The sequence below is a fragment of the Thauera sp. SDU_THAU2 genome (assembly GCF_038260575.1).
Lineage (GTDB): Bacteria > Pseudomonadota > Gammaproteobacteria > Burkholderiales > Rhodocyclaceae > Thauera.
On the sequence record NZ_JBBWUN010000003.1, the window covers coordinates 4674421 to 4691457 of the forward strand.

Genomic DNA, 17037 nt, shown 5'->3' on the forward strand with positions numbered 1-17037 from the left:
AGGCATAATCGAAAGGCATGAAGGAGCGCCAGTGCTCGTGCGCAGGAAGAGGCATGGAGCGGGCGCCGCGTTTGCCCGGGCGGTGGAAGGTGGGGCACGGTGCCGGAAGCCCGGTCGTGCCAGTGAGAACCCTGTGTGGAATGCGTTAAAGTTCCCGGTTCAGAATGGTGCTCTATGTTCTCAGGTACTCCGTTTCTCATGAGATCGCCCGCTTCCGGCAAAAGGCTGTTCGTATTGCGCGCACGCCTCGCCCGGCGCCTGACCTTGCTCGCCCTGGCCGGTTTTGCCGGGGGCATGCTGCTGCTCGCCGTCCTGGTCGGCGGGGTGGTGCATGCGCTGGCCTGCAGCTGGGATGCGGTCGTCAGCGGCCATCCCTTCGCCAGCGGCTTGTGGAGCCTGTGCGCAGTGCTGTTGTCGCTGTGCAGCGCCGCGGTCGCCGACGTTCTGTTCAGCGCACCGCCCCGGCCGCAGGGCATCTGCCTGACACGCGAGACGGCCGGGGGGTTGTTTGCGCTGCTCGATACCATGGCCGCGCGGCTGGGCATCGAGCCGATCCAGCACGTGTTCATCACCGACGACATGAACGCGCACATCCACCAGCGGCCTGCCTGGGGCGTGGCCGGGCCGCTGAGCACCTGCCTGATGATCGGCCTGCCGCTTGCGCACAGCCTGTCGCCGGCACAGTTCACCGCGGTACTGGCTCATGAGCTGGGGCATCTTTCGGCCCAGCGGCGCGGCTGGGCCGGCGTCGCCGGGGCATTGCGCGCGTGGTGGGCGCGGACCCTGGATCGTGCGAGCACCGGGTTTGCCTGCATCGCGCCGTGGCTGGACGAGAAGTCGGTCGGCTTCTGCGTCCAGATGCTGCGCCTGGCGCGCATCGAGGAGTTCGAGGCGGATGCCATTGCGGCCGAGCTCGTCGGCCATGACCTGATGGGCGAGGCACTGGTCGAAGTCAGCCTCAAGTCGCATTTCCTGGAACACGATTTCTGGCCGCAGATCGAGGCCTACAACGCCAGCCGCGCGCGGCCGGCATTATGGCCGTTCCGCGACATGGCGCTCGGCGTGGAGGCGGGCTTCATGCGCACGGTGTCCGACCATGCGGTGGCGGTCGAGGAGAGCCTGGACGAGCGCTACGCCTTCCATCCGTCCCTGCAGCAGCGTTTGAGCGCGCTGCGCGTGCCTTGCCGGGTGCCCGCAGGCGAAGGGACTTCGGCCGCCGTGCATTTCCTCGCGCCGGTGCTGCCGCGCCTGGCGATGTCCTTCGACCGCGCCTGGTGGCGGGCGTGGCGCAAGAACAGGCGCAGGCGCTACGAGATGTTCGAAGGCTGAGAGGAGCGCCTCGCAGGCCGGAAGCGCCGCGGCCGCGATGCCAGGCCCGACGCTCATCGGCCCGACGCCGGACCGCCCAGAACACGGCCGATGAAAGCTCTCTGGTCGCACGGCCATGGCTTGGCCCGGGCACGATTCGACTGCGCCCCTCCCCCGATGCTTCCGACGCCCGCCTGAGCAGGCCTTTTCCCGTTTCATGGTCTATGGTCAGACGAGAAGCCGGCGCAGATGCAGCTCCGGCAGACTTCGCACGGCCGCTGCAGAGCGGATGAGGGAGGAGGGCATGGCGAAACCCGGCGACTCGCGCTCCGTGTTCCTGGATCTCTTCCGGATCCGCTTTCCGATCGGTGCGATCGCATCGATCCTCCACCGGGTCTCCGGCGTCCTGCTTTTCCTCGCCCTGCCGCCGCTGGCACTCGGGCTGGACATGTCGCTGCGTGGCGAGGCGCAGTTCGAGGCCCTGCGCAGCTTGCTGCCGGCACCGTGGCGGATCGTGCTCGGCACGATCCTGGCGTGGGCAGCAACGCACCACCTGCTCGCCGGCATCCGCCACCTGCTGATGGACGTCGGTGTCGGCAGCGCGCTCGGTACGGCACGTGCCAGTGCCCGCGCAGTGCTGGCGATTGCGCTGCTCGCCGCCCTGTTCGCTGCCTGGCGGGGGCTGTCATGAGACTGTTCCGCGGCCAGAGCGCCTGGCTGATGCAGCGCATCAGCGCGCTGCTGGTGCTGATCCTGCTCGCGGCCGGCGGCCTGGCGCTGCTGTCCGGCCCGCCGCTCGAGTATGCGCATTGGCACGCTTTCGCCACCGGCCTTCACGGCGGCCCGTTGATCATGCTGCTGTTCGCTGCGCTGTGCGCGCACGCCTGGGTCGGCATGCGCGACATCGTGCTCGACTACATCCACCCCCGCGCCCCGCGCCTGGTCGTGCTGACGCTGCTTGCGCTCATCCTGTTCGCGGTGCTCGTGCGCGTGCTGCTGACGCTCGCCACCCATTTCGCCCCGCTCGCCTGACCACTGCCGGCAAGGCCCGCGCGGAGGAGACGACATGAAGCTCTCGATCTACCGCTTCAACCCGGAAACCGGCGACAGGCCACGCATGCAGGCCTACGAGATCGAAGCCGAGGCCGGCGACAAGAAACTGCTCGACCTGCTGATGCGCCTGCGCACGGTCGACGACAGCCTGGCCTTCCGCCGCTCCTGTCGCGAGGGCGTATGCGGCTCCGACGCGATGAACATCAACGGCCGCAACGGCCTCGCCTGCCTGACCGCACTGGACGGGCTGGCCGAGCCGGTGGTGCTGCGCCCCTTGCCCGGCTTCCCGGTGATCCGCGATCTGATCGTGGACATGACGCAGTTTTTCGCCCACTACCATTCGATCAGGCCCTACCTGATGGCCGACGGCCTGCCGCCCGAGCGCGAGCGGCTGCAGACGCCCGAACAGCGCGCCCGCCTCGACGGCCTCTACGAATGCATCCTGTGCGCCTGCTGCAGCGCCTTCTGTCCGTCCTACTGGTGGAACCCCGACAAGTTCGTCGGCCCTGCCGGGTTGCTGCAGGCCTATCGCTTCATCGCCGACAGCCGCGACACCGCCACGGCCGAGCGCCTGGATTACCTCGACGACGTCTACCGCCTGTACCGCTGCCGCACGATCATGAACTGCACCGAAGTCTGCCCGAAGGGCCTGAGCCCCTCGCACGCGATCGAGCGCATCCGCCTGGCGCTGCTGCAGCGTTCGTTCTGAGTTCCTGCGTCCGCCGGAAGCGGTCGGCAAGACCCGCGCGCATGCGGTTCAGAAAGCGTTCTGCTCGGCTTCCAGATAGGCCAGGCTGACGTACTTGCCGATGTTCGATTCGAAGCCCGCGGTATCGGCGGCGCGGCCGGCGACGCGGGGGTCTTTCAACACCGCCTCGCGAGCGCTGTCGGCGCCGCGGCCGTCTTCGACCGCTTTCAGGCAGTTTTCGTAGATGCCCTCGAACATCGCACGGTTCCAGTTCAGCACCTCGGCGCCGGGGTGGCCGTGGCCGGGCACCCAGATGCGCGAGGGCGCGTTCCTTTCCAGTTCGTCGTAGAAGCGGAAGGTGCCGACGTAGGAGCCGTCGTCCATGTTGGCGATGCGGCGGTCCATGGCGATGTCGCCGACATGGGTCAGGCCGTCCTGCACGACTTCGACGCAGATGTCGCCCGGCGTGTGGGCCGTGCCGTAGTGGTGGATGCGCAGCGTGACGTCGCCGAAGTCGAATTCGGCGCCGTGCTCGACGGTGCGCGTGGGCGGCACGATGCGGGTGCCGGCGGTGGCCTGGTTCGTCCAGCGCTCCATCAGGCTGTGCCAAGCGCTGCCCTGGATGCCTTCGATTTCCCGCTTCGTTACCGGATGGGCATAGATCGGCAGATCCTTGCCGAAGGCGTCCTCGAAAGCGTGGTTCGCCAGCCAGTGATCGCCGTGGTAGTGGGAGTTGAAGACCGCCACCACCGGCTTGTCGGTGATGCGGCGGAGCATGCGCAGCGCCATCTCGCCGATCTGCACCGAACCGCCCGGGTCGAGCACCACCACGCCTTCGCGGCTGAGGACGAAGGTGATGTTGCTCATCATTCCCTGGTTCTCGGGCGTCGGGAAGCCGTCCTTCGACCAGATCATCCAGACGTGTTCCGACAGTTGCGTGGGCGCGATGTCGGGCACGGCGGGGCCGCGGACGAAATTGTCGATGTCGGCGGCGAAGGCCGACAGCCGCGACCAGTTGCCGGCGAGGCCGAATGCGGCCGCGCCGGCAAGCCCCGTTTGCACGAAGCGCCGGCGCGAGCGACAGGACGGGGGTGAGTCGGGTTGTGGCGTGCGCATCGGGCGTCTCCTGCGTGTGCTGTCGTACGCAGAATATTAACGAAAACTGATTTTCTTCGCTGCCAGTCCGTGTTTCGGGCTTGCTGATCAGCGTCTCGTCGCGGCTGAAGCGGCAGGGTGGAGCCGAAGGCGAAAGCCACCATTCCGGGATTGGGGCGTCAAGATCGGTGGGGTTCGCCTGTGGCTGGGCGTGACGGGTTTCGCTCCGCTCTGCCCGCCCTGCCGACTGTCAGCGTGCGGCCGGCGCGTCGCCGCGGTCGGCCCGCACCGATTCGAGCTGCTCGCACAGGCGGGCGGCGCCGTCCAGGATGCGCGGCGTGTGGCGCTGCAGGAGGTCGGGCGGAACGAAGAACAGGTGGCCGTTGGTATTGGCGGCCAGATCCGGCCAGCGCTTCCACTGGTCCAGCCAGTCGGGGCGCGCCTCGCCCATGCCGCTGGCGACGATCGCTTCCGGGTTGGCGGCGAGCACCGCCTCGATGCCGACCTTCGGTGCCAGCGTGTCGAGGCTGCCGAAGACGTTGCGCCCGCCGCACAGGCGGATGGCGTCGGCGATCAGGTGCTCGTCGTTGATCGTCACCATCGGCTCGTTCCAGACCTGGTAGAAGGTGCTCACCGGCGGCCGGTCGCGGTAGCGCTTGGCGAGGTCGGCGTGGCGGGTGCGAAAAACCTGCGCCGCTTCGGCGGCGATGGCATCGGTGCCGGCCAGGCGGCCGAGCTTTTCCAGGCTGCGGGCGACGTCGTCGAGGCTGCGCGGCTCGTTGATGAAGACCGGGATGCCCAGCGCGCGCAGGCGGTCGAGGTGGGCGTCGCGGTTGCCGCTGCGCCAGGCGACGACGAGGTCGGGCCGCAGCGCGGCCACGGCTTCCAGGTTGACCTGGGTGTAGCCGCCCACCTGCGGCAGCGACTTCGCTTCGGGCGGGAAATCGCTGTAGGCGACCACGCCGACGACCCGCGGGCCGGCGCCCGCGGCGAACAGCAGCTCGGTGATGTGAGGCGCGAGGCTGACGATGCGCTGCGCCGGGCGTTCGAGCCTGACGGCTGCGCCGCTGTCGTCGATGGTTTCGACCGCGGCCGGGGCCGCAAGGGCCATGCCTGGGCCCAGGCAGGCGATGGCAGCGAAGAAAGCGAGCAGGCGTGCGAGGGTCATGGTGCGGAGCGCTCCGGTGCGCATTCGCGCAGTGCGTGTTCCAGCCGCCGCCAGCCCGCTTCGTCGGGCGGCAGGCCGAAGCGCAGGGAAGGCGGTACGGCGGGCAAGGCGCCGCCCGGCGGCGCGCCGTCGAACAGGCGGACGAGGACGCCGTGCCGGGCGAGTGCATCGTGCAATTCGGCGGCGCGGGGCGTCGGCAGCCATTTGAACAGGCTGGGGCCGCCGGGCCGACCCGGTCCGGCGGCGTGCAGCAGCTCGGCGAGGCGTTCGCCGTCGGCCACCAGCCGCGCGCGTGCCTGTGCCTGCCATGCAGCGTCGGCCAGCGCGGCGCCCGCTGCATGGCGTGCCGGGCCGCTGACCGTCCACGGACCGAGGATTTCGGCCAGTTGCCGGCGTACCGTCGCCGGGGCGAAGACGAAGCCGACGCGCGCGCCGGCGAGGCCGAAGAACTTGCCCAGCGAACGCAGCACCACCAGGCCGTCGGTGCCGGCTTCCGGCACCAGGCTGGCTTCGGGCGTGGTGTCGATGAAGGCTTCGTCCACCACCAGCCAGCCGCCGCGCCGGGCGAGCCGGGTGCGCCAATCCAGCAGGCGGTCGCGCTCGAACAGCAGGCCGGTGGGGTTGTTGGGCTGAACCAGCACGACGATGTCGCTGGCATCCACCGCCGCTTCTGCGCCATCGATGTCGTCGCCGAACCATCGTGGCTCGCGCGCCAGCCAGGCGTGGGCATGCTCGGCGTAGCTCGGCGCCAGCAGGCTGACGCGCCGGCCGGGCAGCACGGCGGGCAGGGCCTGGATCGCCGGCTGCGAGCCGGCCACCGGCAGTAGCGCATCGCTGCCGTAGTAGCGCGCCGCGGCGGCTTCCAGGCCGTCGTCGTCTTCGGGCAGGCGATGCCAGGCCGACAGCGGGATGTCGGGAACGGGATAGGCGCAGGGGTTGATGCCGGTGGACAGGTCCAGCCACTGGTCCAGGGCGATGCCGTATTGCTGCGCGGCGCGGCGCAGGCGTCCGCCGTGCTCAAGCATGGAACGGGCCTGCGAGTGGGAAGACGAGCGGGAAGGCAAGCGCCACCGCCGCGGCGACGAGCCACCACAGCAGCACGCCGCGCCGCACCAGCGCGACGGCGGCGCGGATGGCGCGGGCATCCGGCGGCGGACCTTCGCCGAGCGGTGGACGCTGCTCCAGCTTGCCGTGGTAGATCGCCGCGCCGCCCAGCGCGACGCCGATCGCGCCCGCACCGGCGGCCATCACCGGGCCGGCATTGGGGCTGTCCCAGGCCGGCGCCTGTGCACGCCAGCAGGCCAGCGCGCGCCGGGTGTTGCCGAGCAGGGCGTAGGTCAGCGCGGTGAGGCGGGCGGGTGCGGCATTGAGCAGGTCGTCGATGCGCGCAGCGGCCCAGCCGAAGTGCAGGTAGCGCGGCGTGCGATAACCCCACATCGCATCCAGCGTGTTCGCCAGGCGGAACAGCAGCACGCCCACGCCGCCGCCCAGCAGGAACCAGAACAGCGCGCCGAACACCGCGTCGTTGCCGTTTTCCAGCACCGACTCGGTGCCTGCGCGGGCCACGCCTTCGGCGTCCAGCGCACGGGTGTCGCGGCTGACGATCCAGCCCACGCGGCGGCGTGCTTCGTCCAGGTCGCCGGCGTCGAGCGGTACGGCGATGGCTTCGGCATGCTCGGCGAGGCTCTGCCCGCCGAGGGCGAAATACAGCAGCACGATGTCCACCGGCCAGTGCGCCAGTGGGTGCAGGCCGCGCAGCCATGGCGCCAGCGCTGCCCAGGGCAGCACGGCAAGCGCCCAGGCCAGCACGCCGGCGACGCGCTGCTCGCCGAACAGGCGGCGCACGGTGGCTTCGACCGCGCGTGCCCAGCGGCCGAAGCCCACCAGCGGATGGAAGCGGCGGACTTCACCGAACAGCCGGTCGGCCAGCAGGCCGGCAGCCATCTTCAGCACAAGGACGGTCGGGAGCGAAAGCAGCATCGAGGATGAGGGCAGGGGGATGGAGGTGAAGGGCTGGATGGACGCATGAAACCGTATTGTTTTCTCCCTTCTCCTCGTGAGGGCGGGCAGAGGAGAGGGACGCCTGGTCAGGGGCGCCCGGCTTAGGGACGCCCGGTCAGGGGCGCCCGGTCAGGGGCGCCCGGCTCAGGGGGAGCCCGGCCAAGAAGCAGTTTCGTGCCCGGGACGGCGGTATCGGCGATAATTCCGCGCCTGATTTTCGCCCGCTGGCTTCATGCCCCTGGCCAAGCGCCCGGCTAGGCGCCCCCCTTACCCGAGGATCCCGGATTCTACGCCATGTCCCCTCCGATCACCCTGATGGTGCAGGGCACCACTTCCGATGCCGGCAAGAGCACGCTGGTTGCCGGGCTGGCACGTGCGCTGCGCCGCCGCGGCCTGGCGGTGGCGCCGTTCAAGCCGCAGAACATGGCGCTGAACTCCGCCGTCACCGTCGATGGCGGCGAGATCGGCCGCGCCCAGGCGCTGCAGGCTCTCGCCGCCGGCGTCGAGCCGCATACCGACTTCAATCCGGTGCTGCTCAAGCCGTCCAGCGACATCGGCGCCCAGGTCATCATCCACGGCCGCGCGGTCGCCAACCTGTCGGCGCGTGACTACCACGCCTACAAGCCCACCGCGATGGCGGCGGTGCTGCAGAGCTGGGGCCGCCTGGGCGCGAAATACGATGCGCTGCTGGTCGAAGGCGCCGGCAGCCCGGCCGAGATCAATCTGCGCGACCGCGACATCGCCAACATGGGCTTTGCCGAGGCGGCGGACGTGCCGGTGGTGCTGGTGGCCGACATCGACCGCGGCGGCGTCTTCGCCCACCTGGTCGGCACCCTCGAGCTGCTGTCGCCGTCCGAGCAGGCGCGGGTGCGGGGCTTCATCATCAACCGCTTCCGCGGCGACATCGGCCTGCTGCAGTCCGGCCTCGACTGGCTGGAGGCGCGCACCGGGCGCAAGGTGTTCGGTGTGCTGCCCTATCTGCACGGGCTGTTCCTCGACGCCGAGGATGCGCTGGCCGATGGCGCGGCCGACGTGCGTGCCGGCGAGGGCGCGCTGCGCGTGGTGGCGCCGGTGTATCCGCGCATTTCCAACCATACCGATGTCGACGCGCTGCGACTGCATCCACAGGTCGATTTCCGCTGGGTCGGGCCGGGGCAGACGATTCCGCCGGCCGACCTGATCGTGCTGCCCGGCTCCAAGAGCGTGCGCTCCGACCTGGCCTGGCTGCGCGAACAGGGCTGGGAGGAGGCGATCCGGCGCCACCTGCGCTATGGCGGCAAGCTCGTCGGCATCTGCGGCGGCTTCCAGATGCTGGGCCGGCAACTGGCCGACCCGCTGGGGCTGGAGGGCGCGCCCGGGACGACGCCCGGGCTGGGCTGGCTGAACATGAAGACGACGCTGGAAGCGCACAAGCAGCTCGTCAATGCCGCCGGCCGGCTCGATGCCGCGCTCGGCGGCGAAGCACCGGTGCGCGGCTACGAAATCCACATGGGCGTGTCCGCCGGCCCCGCGCTGCAGCGTCCGGCACTGTGGCTGGACGCGGGGGCGGTGGGTCGGCGCGCCGATGGCGCGGTGTCGGAAGACGGCCAGATCCTCGGTAGCTACCTGCACGGCCTGTTCGACGCGCCGGCGGCGCTGGCGGCGCTGCTCGCCTGGGCCGGGCTGGGCGGTGCGCAGCAGGTCGACCTGGCGGCGCGCCGCGAAGCGGATCTGGAGCGCCTGGCCGACGCGGTCGAAGCCGCCTGCGACCTCGATGCCCTGTTCGATCATTCCCTGCCGAAATGAGCACACCGATGAGCACCTCCGCGAATCCCGCTGGCAGCCGCACGCACGGCGCCGAATCCTCCCCGCTCGGCCGCGCCGTCGCCTACCGCGACACTTACGCGCCCGAACTGCTGTTCCCGATCGAGCGGCAGTTGAAGCGCGACGAGCTGGGGCTGAAGCCCGATGCGCTGCCTTTCGTCGGCGAAGACCTGTGGAACGCCTACGAACTGTCCTGGCTCGATCCGCGCGGCAAACCGGTGGTGGCATTGGCGAGTTTTCGCGTGCCGGCGTCCTCGCCGCGGCTGATCGAGTCCAAGTCGCTGAAGCTCTATCTCAACGCCTTCAACCAGCAGCACTGCGCGGATGCGGACGAGGTGCGCGGCCTGATCGCGCGCGACCTCTCGGCCGCTGCCGGCGCGCAGGTGGCGGTGAGCGTCGAACCCTTGGCGCTGCGCCCGCAATGGGCTTCGGCCTATCCGGACGGGATCTGCCTCGACGGTCTGGAGCTCGACATCGACACCTACCAGCCGGCGCCCGAGCAGTTGCGCGCCGGCGGCGAGGAGGTGACCGAAACCCTGTATTCCCACCTGCTGAAGTCGAACTGCCTGGTCACCGGCCAGCCCGACTGGGGCATGCTGGTGGTGCGCTACAGCGGACCGGCGATCGAGCGTGAAGGCCTGCTGCGCTACATCGTGTCCTTCCGCGGCCACAACGAATTCCACGAGCAATGCGTCGAACGCGTGTTCTGCGACCTGATGGCGCGCTGCAGGCCGCGCGAGCTGGCAGTGTGGGCGCGCTACACGCGCCGGGGTGGACTCGACATCAACCCTTTCCGCGCCAGCCGCGAGGGCTTGCCGGCGGACGAGCGCATGGAGGTCAGGCAGTAGCGCCGGATGTGGTTTTGATGTGAGTCAAATCCACGGACCGATTCTGTGAATTTCTTACGAAGATGTTGTTTTATGTGGGGATTTCGGGTGGGAATGGCTCAGGTGCTGGGTTAACATCGGGCCGCCCCCACAGGGCCAACACCATCAACGAGGAAATAAACATGAAACTGTTCGTCGCTGCCGCGCTAACCGCGGGTCTTCTTTCGAGCGCACCGGCCTTCGCCAGTGCCGACCTGGCCAAGGCCAAGAACTGTATGGCCTGTCATTCGGTGGAGAAGAAGCTGGTCGGCCCATCCTACAAGGATGTCGCGGCCAAGTATGCCGGCCAGGCCGATGCCGCCGCCACGCTGGCCACCAAGATCCAGAAGGGCGGCGTGGGCAACTGGGGCCAGATTCCGATGCCTCCCAACCCGCAGGTCAATGACGCCGACGCCAAGGCGCTGGTGGAGTGGATCCTGTCGCAGAAGTGATCCCGCTTCCGGGATGATGGGCGCCGCCTGCGGGCGGCGCCTTGGTGCAGGCCGGCAGAGATGCCGGCTTTTTGTGTCTACAGCGCCGGGAATCAGTGGCCGGCGAACAGCCGCGCCGGCTGTGCCAGCCATTCCTGTGCTTCGTGGGCCGGTGCCGGGCGTGCGAACCAGTAGCCCTGCATGACGTCGCAGCCCAGCATTTGCAAGGCTTCGGCCTGCTCGGGCTGTTCCACGCCCTCGGCGACGATGTCGAGGGCGAAGCCGCGGGCGATGCCGGTGATGGCCGAAATGATCGGATTGGTGCTCGGGCCGTCGAGGTCGCGGACGAAGCTGCGATCGATCTTCAGCGTGCTGACCGGAAATTTCTGCAGATAGGCGAGTGCCGAGTAGCCGGTGCCGAAGTCGTCGATGGCGACGCTGAGACCGGCGCTGCGCAGTTCCCGGACCTTGGTGGCGACGTCGGCGGTGTCGTTCATCATCAGGCTCTCGGTGATCTCCAGCTCGATCTGGCCCGGCGGCAGCGCATGGCGGGCCAGGCAGCCGGTGATCGAGCTGACGATGTCGCGCTTGTCGAAATCCAGCGGCGACAGGTTCACCGACATGCGCAGTTCGAGGTGGCCCGCGCTGCGCCACTGCGCCAACTGGGTGCAGGCCTCTTCCATGACCCAGCGGCTGATCTCGCCGATCATGCCCAGCTCTTCGGCGACCTGGATGAAAGTGTTGGGCGACAGGGAGCCGAGTACCGGGTGCCGCCATCTCAGCAGCGCTTCCATGCCGACGATCTGGCGGCGGGCGATGCTGACCTGGGGCTGGTAGTGCAGTTCGAACTCGCCGCGCAGCAGGGCGTTGCGCAAGTCGTTTTCCAGCGTGATGCGCTCGTGATGATGGGTGTTCAGCGCCGGATCGAAGAAGCGGAAGGCATTCTTGCCCGAGCGCTTGACCTGGTACATGGCGATGTCGGCGTGGCGCGTCAGGTCTTCGGCCGTGGTGCCGTCGCGCGGGAACAGGGCGATGCCGATGCTCATGGTCGCGCGGTAATCGCCCTGGCTCAGCGTGATCGGTGCGGCAAGGGCGTCGAGGATCTTGGTGGCGATGGTTTCCGCGTCTTCAGGGACGTTGATGTCGGGCAGCAGGATCGTGAATTCGTCGCCGCCGAGCCGGGCCAGCGTGTCGCCGCGGCGCAGCGTGGTCGACAGGCGGGCTGCGATCGCGCGCAGCAGGGCATCGCCTTCGGCGTGGCCGTAGGTGTCGTTGACCAGCTTGAAGCGGTCGATGTCGATGAACATCACCGCCAGAGCGCCGGTGCGGCGCTGGGCCTGCGCGATCGCCAGTTCGAGGCGGTCCTTGAACAGCACCCGGTTCGGCAGGTGCGTCAATTGGTCGTGATAGGCCTGGAAGGAGATGATCTCCTCGGCCCGCTTGCGTTCGGAGATGTCGCGGGCGACGCCGTAGAGCCCGGCGCTGCGGCTGTCGCCGGGCTGGGCCAGCATCGGCAGGCCGGTGAGCGACACCGTGACGCAGTCGTCGATGCTGCTGCCGCGGCTGCGGCGCAGGCGCAGTTCGACGTTGAAGCTCTCGCCCGGCATCCGGCTGGGCTGATTGAGCAGGTTGCAGATCCGGTCGATGTCCTCGGGCATGACCAGGGTCGTGAACGGGCGCCGCATCAGCGCGTTGCGTTCGAAGCCGAGCAGGGGCTTGATGCGCGGGTTGATGTAGCTGAAGCGGCCTTCGGCATCGAGGGTGAAGATGAGGTCGGGCGAGCTTTCGACCAGGTAGCGGTGCAACTGCTCGGAGGCCCTGAGGCGCTGGCTCATCGCGCGGTTGGCCTTCTCGAGCGCGCCCTTGTGCAGCGTGCTTTCCACCGCGCGCTGCAGCTGGGCGACGTGGTAGGGCTTGCGCACGTAGTCGTCCGCGCCGCGGCGCAGCGCGCCGATCGCGGCATCGATGGCGTCTTCGCCGCTGATGATGATGACGGCTTCGTCGCGCCGGCGCTCGACCAGCCAGTCGAGCAGGGCGAGGCCGGAAGCGTCCGGCAGCCGGTAGTCGAGCAGGACCAGGTCGTAATGCTGCTGTTCCAGCCGGACGATGGCTTCGGCGATGCTGCCCGTTTCGTCGAAGCTGCGGCCGGGGTGGGCGAGCACGTGCGGAAAGGTGCGCCGCAGCGCCGGATCATCATCGACGATCAGGATGCGGAAATCGGGTTCCACAGGGCCGAGGCTTTTTGTGGGCTGGAAAGGTTTATCGCCCGGAATCGACATGAGTCGTCAAATTTATGTCTAAATGTTAATTATCACAACATGATGCAATATTCAGGCCGATTGTTCCAGTGGCAGAAAGATCTGGAAGCTGGTGCCGTTGCCCGGCTGGCTTCGGCAGAGCAGGGTTGCGCCCCAGCGTGACAGGATGTCGTGCACGATGCTGAGGCCGACGCCTTGATGCTTGCCGCCCTTCTGGCTGCGCTGCGGCGAGAACGGATCGGCCATGCGTTCCGGCGGCAGGCCGGGGCCGTTGTCGACGAGGCGGATCTCGAGGCTGGCGCGGCCATCGACGATGATCTGCGGCAGCGCCGACACCACCAGGCGCCTGCCGGGCTGCAGCGCTTCGGAGGCGTTGCGGAACAGGTTGAGCAAGACCTGCCTGAGCGCGGAGGCGGGAATCGCCGCAGGCGGAAGCTGTCCGGCCGCACGCAGTTCGAACTGGATGCCGCGCTGGCCGAACAGCGTGTCGCCGTAGATCGAGCGCATGTCGAGCAACAGTGCCGGTATCTGGCAGCGCGGCGTCTCGGGGGCTTCCTGCGGCAACGCGCTGGCGCTGCGCAGCAGGTTGTCGATGCGGTCCAGCTCGGTGTTGAGCAGCACCAGTTCGTCCTTCAGCGGCGTGTCGTCCGGGCGCTGGATGCCGAGCATTTCCAGCCGGCTCTTGATGACCGTCAGCGGATTGCTCGCTTCGTGCACGATCTTGCGCAGATGATCGTGGAAACGCTGATGCAGCACCGCTTCGCGGCTGCTGATTTCGTTCTGCGTCCGCTGTGCGGCACGCAGCGAGCGTACTGCGGCGCCGAGCAGCGCGGCGTAGCGCCAGCAAAGATCGCTGTCGAGTTCGCCTTCATGGTCCATACCGATCAGTGCCACCACGGGTTTGCCGTTGGTGGTGAGCGGCAGGCAGCAGAAACCGCCGGAGCCGAGCCAGCGGGCGATCTGCCAGTCGGCCAGGCTGCGTCCGCTGCGGCCGCCGTGCCGGACGAAGCGGGTAGTGTGTTCGTTGCGCGCGCACAGTGCGACGACGCTGGTTTCGTCGTCCAGTCTGAGCCGCAGTTCGTCGATGAGCGCGGCGGCGCTGCCCGCCGTGGCGGACAGCATGGGGCGCAGGATGCCGTCTTCGTCGGCCGCCAGCAGCGTGGGGATGCCGTGCAGGCCGAACAGGGGGCAGGCAATGGCGAGGCGGTCTTCGACCTGCGCGGGGCCGAGGTCGACGAATGCCGCCGTCAGCAGGCCGAGCATGCCGGCACTGCGGTAAGGGTCGTCGGCCAGCGGCGCGACTGCCACGGAGCCGGCTGCCGCAGCATCGGCTGCCGCAGCATCGGCTGTCGGGGCGTCGGCCGCCGGGGCAGGCCGCGGCGGATAGGCGGCATGGCCGGAGACGATGTAGCCCACATCGGCGCGCAGGCTGCTCAACACCCCTTCAGGGAGTCCGGTCAGGCGGGCGGCTTCGGGCAGCCGCTCCTGCCATTGCGGGTCGGCCAGCCGCAGCGCCGCGGCGACGATGGGAAGCAAAGGGTGTGCGCTCGCGAGCTGTTCTTCCAGTACGGCACCCAGCTCGAGCGCGTCGCCGAGGCTGGCGGGCAGTCCGCAATCATGGACCAGCGCGGCCAGCGAAGACGCATGCCGGGCCGGGGCGGCGGTTTTGCCGCCATCGGGCGAAGGGGGGCGAAACCGTGCCACAACCCGGCCAGGTAGGCTTCGTCGGGGCGTGCATAGCGTGTTTCGATCGCGAGATGCAGCGCGCATTCGGCCTGCAGCAAGGTTTGCTCGGATGCCGCCGCGTCATGGCCGGCCGCTTGCCCGATCCCCACCAGCCAGGCCCGCAGCAGGTCGATGCCGATGCGTTCGAGGCGCCGGCGCAGCACGCTGTTGAGCCCGTCGGCGAGTTCGTTGCCGGCCAGCGGCTGGGCAATCAGCAGGGCGAGGCTCAGCACGGGGTCGCGGGCGGCGACGAGGGCGACTTCCGGCCAGTTGGGCGAACTGGCCGCCAGCAGGCGCAGGATGGTCACCGCGCCGTCGGTCCGGGGCTGGCGTGCGAGAGTGCAGAATGCGGCGGGAAGCATGGGCGGCGAGGCGCGCGGGTGGGAGGCTTGGGAGGATTCTAGCGGGTCGTGCCGATCCCGCATGTGACCGAGTTTGCAGCCGGCGTCAGGCTTCTCAGGCCTGCAGGCTGTCGGCGAAGCCGAGGCCGGTCAGCAAGGCGTGGTTGACGCGCTCGCGGGGCAGGTGAAGGTCGTCGACCGCCTTGGCCAGGCCGCTGCCGTCGAAGTTCTCGCACTGTTGCGCCAGCCGCAGGAAGGGGGCGAATTCGCCCTCGCCATGCACCAGGGCATCGGTGATGCTGGCGGGCAGGTTCATTTCGTCGAGCACCGATTGCATCGAAGTGCCGAGCAGCAGCGGCAGCAGCGAGAACGCGCCGGTGATGAAGAGGTTGTCGCGCTCGGCGGCGTCGAAGTAGCCGGCGCCGATTTCTTCCATGAAGCGGCCGCGGGCGATCGCGGTCTGCATCATCGCCGGCGCGCTCGGGTCGCGGCTGGCGGTGACGAGCAGCAGCGACAGCCATTTGTTGAGCGTGGCATAGCCGAGGATGCTGACCGCGTGGCGGAAGGACTGGATCTCGCACATCAGGCCGAAACCGGCCGAGTTGATGTAGCGCAGCAGCTTGTACGACAGCGCGACGTCCTGCTTCAGCACCGCTTCGATGTCGCGGATTTCGCCATTGTTGCGCACCAGATTGAGCAGGCGAATGATCTGCGCATGGTTGGGCGACAGTTCCCGGGCGGGCGGGTTGCCGCGCAGGAAGAACCAGCCCGAGGCGCCGTCGAAGCCGGCGCCGATCGCCGGCGGGAAGGCGCCGGTGTCGGCCAGGCCCCAGGCCAGCTTGAGGCCGGGCGCGCCGGCCGGGGAAGCGACGCGGCGCGCATCCATCAGCACGAAGCGCCAGTCGATGCCGGCCGGCAGGGCGGCGCCGGGCGTACCAGGTCAGGTTCATCGGCCGGCCGGCCTCCTGCAACTGGGCCATCAGCGCCTGCGTGTGCGGATGGCCCAGGGTCTGGGCCGGAATCTCGATCGTGGCGTTGTCCGGCATCTGCCAGTTCATCAGTTCCGCTGTCGGCACCAGGCGCCCGAGGCTGACGAAAACGGCGTGCTGAGCCGGCCAGGCTGCCGCCTGCGCGTTCAGTGCCTCGACCACCGCAGCGACATTGGGACCGTGGGCGACGATGCGGTTCGCGGTGATCGCGTGGCGCTTGTTGACCACGGGCTCTCGGGTCAGCAGGACGGTCTGGCTCATTGCGGCTCCGGTGGGCGGCTCAGTTTGCCGGGCTGGCGAAGGTGAAGGCGTCGGCGAAGAAGGCGTCCTCGGGCAGGCCGCGCTCCGTATGGAAACCCACCCGTGCCGCATCGATCATCGCCGGTGCGCCACAGGCGTAGACCTCGTGGCCCGACAGGTCGGCGAAGTCGTCCAGCACGGCCTGGTGCACCAGGCCGCGGCGGCCGTCCCAGGCGTCGCCGGGTTTTTCGTCCGACAGCACCGGAATGTAGCGCAGGTTCGGCAGGCGGCTTTCCCAGCTGCGCGCCAGTTCGTCCAGATACAGGCCGGCGCGGTCGCGCGAACCCCAGTACAGCGTGATCGGACGCTGCAGGCCGGTCTCGATCGCGTGCTCGACGATGCTCTTGATCGGCGCGAAGCCGGTGCCGCCCGCGACCAAAACGATCGGGCGCGGCGAATCCTCGCGCAGCCAGAAGCTGCCCAGCGGACCCTCCAGGCGCAGGATTTCCTTCTCCTTCATGCCCTCGAAGACGTGGGACGTGAAGCGGCCGCCGTCGATGCGGCGCACGTGCAGTTCGATGTGGCTGGCATCGTGCGGCGCGTTGGCGATCGAGAAGCTGCGGCGCTGGCCGTCGGCGAGCAGGATGTCGATGTACTGGCCGGCCTTGAAGCGGAAGGCCTCGCTGGCCGGCAGCTTGAGGTCGAGCAGCATCACGTCGTCGGCCAGCCGCTGCAGCTTCTGCACCCGGCTGGGTAGCTTTTTGACCGGGATGTCGCCGGCGCGGGTGACGTTGCGCGCCTCCAGCACCAGGTCGGAAAGCGGCTTCGCACAGCAGAACAGCGCATAACCCTCGGCCTGGTCGGCGGCGCTCAGCGCACCGGCGGAGTATTTGCCGTAATCCACCGAGCCCTGCACGATCCTGCCCTTGCAGGCGCCACAGGCGCCGTCGCGGCAACTGTGCGGCAGCAGCAGGCCGGCGTCCTGGGCGGCTTCGAGAACGGTCTGGCCGTCGGCGGCGTCGAACGAATGGTCGCCGGGCTGGAGGGAAATCCGGTAGCTCATGGTGCGTG

The 17037-nt window shown here is 69.0% G+C and carries 15 protein-coding genes and 1 pseudogene; 7 read left to right on the forward strand and 9 right to left on the reverse strand.

Going from position 1 to position 17037, the window contains the following annotated elements:
* Positions 1 to 198: 198 nt before the first annotated feature.
* The 4 genes from AAFL97_RS23530 (at position 199) to AAFL97_RS23545 (ending at position 3070) form a co-directional block, all read left to right on the forward strand.
* The gene (locus AAFL97_RS23530) at positions 199 to 1329 is read left to right on the forward strand and encodes a M48 family metallopeptidase (protein ID WP_341647009.1); all 1131 of its coding nucleotides are present in this window, start codon (positions 199 to 201) and stop codon (positions 1327 to 1329) included.
* Positions 1330 to 1612: 283 nt separating this feature from the next.
* The gene (gene sdhC, locus AAFL97_RS23535) at positions 1613 to 1999 is read left to right on the forward strand and encodes a succinate dehydrogenase, cytochrome b556 subunit (protein ID WP_341647010.1); all 387 of its coding nucleotides are present in this window, start codon (positions 1613 to 1615) and stop codon (positions 1997 to 1999) included.
* Complete coding sequence (gene sdhD / locus AAFL97_RS23540) at positions 1996 to 2340, forward strand: succinate dehydrogenase, hydrophobic membrane anchor protein (protein ID WP_341647011.1); 345 nt, start codon at positions 1996 to 1998, stop codon at positions 2338 to 2340. Before sdhC ends, sdhD begins: the two co-directional genes overlap by 4 nt.
* Positions 2341 to 2374: 34 nt before the next feature.
* Complete coding sequence (locus AAFL97_RS23545; protein ID WP_341647012.1) at positions 2375 to 3070, forward strand: succinate dehydrogenase iron-sulfur subunit; 696 nt, start codon at positions 2375 to 2377, stop codon at positions 3068 to 3070.
* Positions 3071 to 3118: 48 nt separating this feature from the next.
* Here the strand turns inward: AAFL97_RS23545 and AAFL97_RS23550 are convergent, their stop codons facing one another.
* From AAFL97_RS23550 to cbiB, 4 genes are all read right to left on the reverse strand, one after another.
* Positions 3119 to 4165, reverse strand: a complete 1047-nt coding sequence (locus tag AAFL97_RS23550; RefSeq protein WP_341647013.1) for an MBL fold metallo-hydrolase — start codon at positions 4163 to 4165, stop codon at positions 3119 to 3121.
* Between the two features lie 229 nt (positions 4166 to 4394).
* Positions 4395 to 5312 (reverse strand): cobalamin-binding protein, encoded by a 918-nt coding sequence (locus AAFL97_RS23555; RefSeq protein WP_445954518.1) that lies wholly within the window; start codon positions 5310 to 5312, stop codon positions 4395 to 4397.
* Positions 5309 to 6337 carry a threonine-phosphate decarboxylase CobD gene (gene cobD / locus AAFL97_RS23560; protein WP_341647014.1) on the reverse strand — a complete coding sequence of 343 codons (1029 nt, stop codon included), beginning with the start codon at positions 6335 to 6337 and terminating at the stop codon, positions 5309 to 5311. The genes AAFL97_RS23555 and cobD overlap by 4 nt, the downstream gene beginning before the upstream one ends.
* Entirely contained in the window at positions 6330 to 7292 is a 963-nt protein-coding gene (gene cbiB / locus AAFL97_RS23565) for an adenosylcobinamide-phosphate synthase CbiB (RefSeq protein WP_341647015.1), read from the reverse strand. Before cbiB ends, cobD begins: the two co-directional genes overlap by 8 nt.
* Before the next feature lie 315 nt (positions 7293 to 7607).
* Here cbiB and AAFL97_RS23570 point away from each other — a divergent pair, with 315 nt between their 5' ends.
* From AAFL97_RS23570 to AAFL97_RS23580, 3 genes are all read left to right on the forward strand, one after another.
* Positions 7608 to 9098 (forward strand): cobyric acid synthase, encoded by a 1491-nt coding sequence (locus AAFL97_RS23570; RefSeq protein ID WP_341647016.1) that lies wholly within the window; start codon positions 7608 to 7610, stop codon positions 9096 to 9098.
* 8 nt (positions 9099 to 9106) lie between these two features.
* On the forward strand, positions 9107 to 9964 hold the full coding sequence (gene queF, locus AAFL97_RS23575; RefSeq protein WP_341647017.1) for an NADPH-dependent 7-cyano-7-deazaguanine reductase QueF: 858 nt from the start codon (positions 9107 to 9109) through the stop codon (positions 9962 to 9964).
* 161 nt (positions 9965 to 10125) lie between these two features.
* Complete coding sequence (locus AAFL97_RS23580) at positions 10126 to 10434, forward strand: c-type cytochrome (RefSeq protein ID WP_341647018.1); 309 nt, start codon at positions 10126 to 10128, stop codon at positions 10432 to 10434.
* Positions 10435 to 10526: 92 nt separating this feature from the next.
* On the opposite strand, the gene AAFL97_RS23585 is transcribed toward AAFL97_RS23580, so the two are convergent.
* The 5 genes and pseudogenes from AAFL97_RS23585 to AAFL97_RS23605 form a co-directional block, all read right to left on the reverse strand.
* Entirely contained in the window at positions 10527 to 12692 is a 2166-nt protein-coding gene (locus tag AAFL97_RS23585) for an EAL domain-containing response regulator (RefSeq protein ID WP_341647019.1), read from the reverse strand.
* A 51-nt stretch (positions 12693 to 12743) separates the two neighbouring features.
* Complete coding sequence (locus AAFL97_RS23590; RefSeq protein WP_341647020.1) at positions 12744 to 14207, reverse strand: HAMP domain-containing sensor histidine kinase; 1464 nt, start codon at positions 14205 to 14207, stop codon at positions 12744 to 12746.
* Positions 14129 to 14758, reverse strand: coding sequence for a hypothetical protein (locus tag AAFL97_RS23595; protein ID WP_341647021.1), 630 nt, complete (start codon positions 14756 to 14758; stop codon positions 14129 to 14131). The genes AAFL97_RS23590 and AAFL97_RS23595 overlap by 79 nt, the downstream gene beginning before the upstream one ends.
* 94 nt (positions 14759 to 14852) lie before the next feature.
* Positions 14853 to 15987: pseudogene (locus AAFL97_RS23600) on the reverse strand (EAL and HDOD domain-containing protein).
* A 19-nt stretch (positions 15988 to 16006) separates the two neighbouring features.
* A complete protein-coding gene (locus tag AAFL97_RS23605; protein WP_341647022.1) occupies positions 16007 to 17029 on the reverse strand; it encodes a CDP-6-deoxy-delta-3,4-glucoseen reductase in 1023 nt (340 codons plus the stop codon).
* Between the last annotated feature and the right edge of the window lie 8 nt (positions 17030 to 17037).

Coding starts and splice junctions, on each gene's coding strand:
- AAFL97_RS23530 (WP_341647009.1), top strand. CDS start 199: ATGAGATCGCCCGCTTCCGGCAAAAGGCTGTTCGTATTGCGCGCACGC.
- sdhC (WP_341647010.1), top strand. CDS start 1,613: ATGGCGAAACCCGGCGACTCGCGCTCCGTGTTCCTGGATCTCTTCCGG.
- sdhD (WP_341647011.1), top strand. CDS start 1,996: ATGAGACTGTTCCGCGGCCAGAGCGCCTGGCTGATGCAGCGCATCAGC.
- AAFL97_RS23545 (WP_341647012.1), top strand. CDS start 2,375: ATGAAGCTCTCGATCTACCGCTTCAACCCGGAAACCGGCGACAGGCCA.
- AAFL97_RS23550 (WP_341647013.1), bottom strand. CDS start 4,165: ATGCGCACGCCACAACCCGACTCACCCCCGTCCTGTCGCTCGCGCCGG.
- AAFL97_RS23555 (WP_445954518.1), bottom strand. CDS start 5,312: ATGACCCTCGCACGCCTGCTCGCTTTCTTCGCTGCCATCGCCTGCCTG.
- cobD (WP_341647014.1), bottom strand. CDS start 6,337: ATGCTTGAGCACGGCGGACGCCTGCGCCGCGCCGCGCAGCAATACGGC.
- cbiB (WP_341647015.1), bottom strand. CDS start 7,292: ATGCTGCTTTCGCTCCCGACCGTCCTTGTGCTGAAGATGGCTGCCGGC.
- AAFL97_RS23570 (WP_341647016.1), top strand. CDS start 7,608: ATGTCCCCTCCGATCACCCTGATGGTGCAGGGCACCACTTCCGATGCC.
- queF (WP_341647017.1), top strand. CDS start 9,107: ATGAGCACCTCCGCGAATCCCGCTGGCAGCCGCACGCACGGCGCCGAA.
- AAFL97_RS23580 (WP_341647018.1), top strand. CDS start 10,126: ATGAAACTGTTCGTCGCTGCCGCGCTAACCGCGGGTCTTCTTTCGAGC.
- AAFL97_RS23585 (WP_341647019.1), bottom strand. CDS start 12,692: ATGTCGATTCCGGGCGATAAACCTTTCCAGCCCACAAAAAGCCTCGGC.
- AAFL97_RS23595 (WP_341647021.1), bottom strand. CDS start 14,758: ATGCTTCCCGCCGCATTCTGCACTCTCGCACGCCAGCCCCGGACCGAC.
- AAFL97_RS23605 (WP_341647022.1), bottom strand. CDS start 17,029: ATGAGCTACCGGATTTCCCTCCAGCCCGGCGACCATTCGTTCGACGCC.